We start from the raw sequence: 2382 nt of genomic DNA on the forward strand, positions 1-2382 counted from the left end.
GTGGTTAAACCCTGCCACTTTCAAGTAAGTTTTTGGTGGATTATCCACCAAAAATTGCAGGGGCTAGGCTGCTTTTGCGATCCCAAAAGATGAATTTATCAAATAGCTGGGGTTGTTCGCACCTTCCCTAGCTAGCCAGCGTACTGATATACCTTCAGAGTCAAGCATTAAGCAATGGTTACAAAGTTATAGCTTTACCGGTACAACAATGAGTTCAATCAAGTGGCTTCATTACTCTTTGATATTTGTTGTCGAAAAGTGTTTTTCGGTGATTAAAACAAGCTGGGAAATTATTTCAGGAGCGACCTCAACATTAATGGACCAACTTGCTTACATATTACATAAGGGGATCTTTATCGACCAGCATCTTTCTAATTGGGTCGTACATTTAATGAGAAGAATATCTCAATTTCTTGGTATCCAAAAAAAATACTCAAAAGATGAACTGAATAAAAACAGCATTAGAAATCTATTAAGCCAACTTGCTCAAAAAGTCAACAATCTTGCTCAAAAGGCATTAAGCGAGGTATTAGCTGAAGGCCGAGCCCTTTAGGTAGCTAGGATGGTCAGTGTTGCCTTCTCATGATAAGAAGGCAACACTGACCACAGTAGCAATTTTTTTGGGAAGTAGCTATGGTGCTGTTCAACAATGAAATTACTTCATACGCTTTGTACTCTGCTCTTCATTCTCTACTCTTCAATTTGGTATGCCATGTCCATTTCAGATATCGGAAAATCCTGTATTGCATCGACCGTAAGAGTCACTGTCACACAAGATGGGGTACCCGTTGTCGGTGCGAAGGTAACCCGGCATGCTGAGTGGGATCATGTTGGTGAAGAATACGATGAGACAATAACCAATGATCAAGGTGAGTTTGAGCTACCAGCACTCTATATGAGGTCCATTACACGAACTATTCTCCCCCTTGAGTTCGTTGCTTCCACTCATATTGAAGTCGAATTAAACAAAGAAAAATATCGTATTTTTTATGCCCTCAAACGCTCAAAGCAGGAAAATGTCGAATTTGGGAATGTTACAGCAGCTTTGAAATGCGAACTTCATGATGAGGAAGTGCTTGTTGAATTTGGCGCAACCATGATCAAAACTCGATGCAAATGGAATTATTAAAGGGATAAACTGATGTCTGATTTACCGGCCAAAGTTGTCAGCCAAACCAGAAATGATGGCAAAATTACTTAAGTGACAATGGCGGTAGTGATAGGCTGGCTATGAAGCGACAGTATGCACTCTTTTTTTTATTATTCACTCTGTTTTCATCATCGGGGTTTGCTATGTCCATTCTAGACGCTGGAAAAACCTGTGTTGCATCGGCTGTAATAGTCACTGTCACTCAAAATGGCAAGCCAGTTGCCGGGGCGAAGGTAACCCGGCATGTTGAGTGGGATCATGTTGGTGAAGAATACGATGAGACAATAACCAATGATCAGGGTGAGTTTGAGCTACCAGCACTTTATATGAGGTCCATTACACGAACTATTCTCCCGCTTGAGTTTGTTGCATCAACACACATTCAGATTGCACTAGACAATGATACGCACGACATATTTTACGCCATAAAGCGATCCGAAGAAGTCAATACAGAGTTTGGTGGAGCTACTGGAAATTTCAAGTTCGAGTTATACGATGAAGAAAATCTTATACGATTTGGTGCATCAATGATAGATACGCGCTGTATCTGGAATGAACCACCTTTAAATAAAACAGAAAAATTGGATCATACCAGACAAAAGCCATAATGAACGCTCTATTTTTAGGAGCCTGTTTTTTCTTAATGACTCTATTACCTCAGTCAGGAGTCGCTATGCCCATTATAGTTGCCGGAAAAGCCTGTGTTGCATCGGCCGTAAAAGTCACTGTCACTCAAAACAGCAAGCTAGTTGCCGGAGCGAAAGTAACCCGGCCTGTAGACTGGTACCACGCTGGTGAAAAATACGATGAAACAATAACCAACGATCGAGGTGAATTTGAACTACCAGCAATCTATATGCGATCCATTGCACGCTCGATTCTTCCTCTTGAATTTGGATCCATTATCCATGTTCAAATCAAAGCAAATAACACAAAACAAACTATTTATTATGCAGCCAAAAGATCAAAAGAAGAAAACAATGAGTTTGGCAATGTAGATGGAATATTACAGTGCGAACTGAATAACAAAGATAAGCTCATTGAGTTTTATGCAACGCTAATTGAGACACGTTGCACCTGGAATTATTAAAGGAATAATTTTATGTGCATTAGTTCAGATCTGATCTGACAATTCCCTCTTCAAAAAAGGGAAGGGTTACCGATTTAGATAGAGGGTGAAATCACTGAAATCTAAATCGTAAAAAGGTAACCCTTATGATTCATACTAATCA

General features: G+C 39.9%; 4 protein-coding genes. All 4 read left to right on the forward strand.

Annotated features, from left to right (window positions below; genetic code table 11):
* Positions 1 to 208 precede the first annotated feature (208 nt).
* Entirely contained in the window at positions 209 to 553 is a 345-nt protein-coding gene (locus ACNRUY_RS26210) for a hypothetical protein (RefSeq protein WP_488114612.1), read from the forward strand.
* A gap of 96 nt (positions 554 to 649) precedes the next feature.
* The gene (locus ACNRUY_RS26215) at positions 650 to 1129 is read left to right on the forward strand and encodes a DUF6795 domain-containing protein (protein WP_488114613.1); all 480 of its coding nucleotides are present in this window, start codon (positions 650 to 652) and stop codon (positions 1127 to 1129) included.
* A gap of 164 nt (positions 1130 to 1293) precedes the next feature.
* The gene (locus ACNRUY_RS26220) at positions 1294 to 1758 is read left to right on the forward strand and encodes a DUF6795 domain-containing protein (RefSeq protein WP_488114614.1); all 465 of its coding nucleotides are present in this window, start codon (positions 1294 to 1296) and stop codon (positions 1756 to 1758) included.
* A gap of 65 nt (positions 1759 to 1823) precedes the next feature.
* The gene (locus ACNRUY_RS26225; protein WP_488114615.1) at positions 1824 to 2240 is read left to right on the forward strand and encodes a DUF6795 domain-containing protein; all 417 of its coding nucleotides are present in this window, start codon (positions 1824 to 1826) and stop codon (positions 2238 to 2240) included.
* Positions 2241 to 2382: the final 142 nt, after the last annotated feature.

It is taken from the genome of Endozoicomonas sp. Z74 (assembly GCF_057680865.1).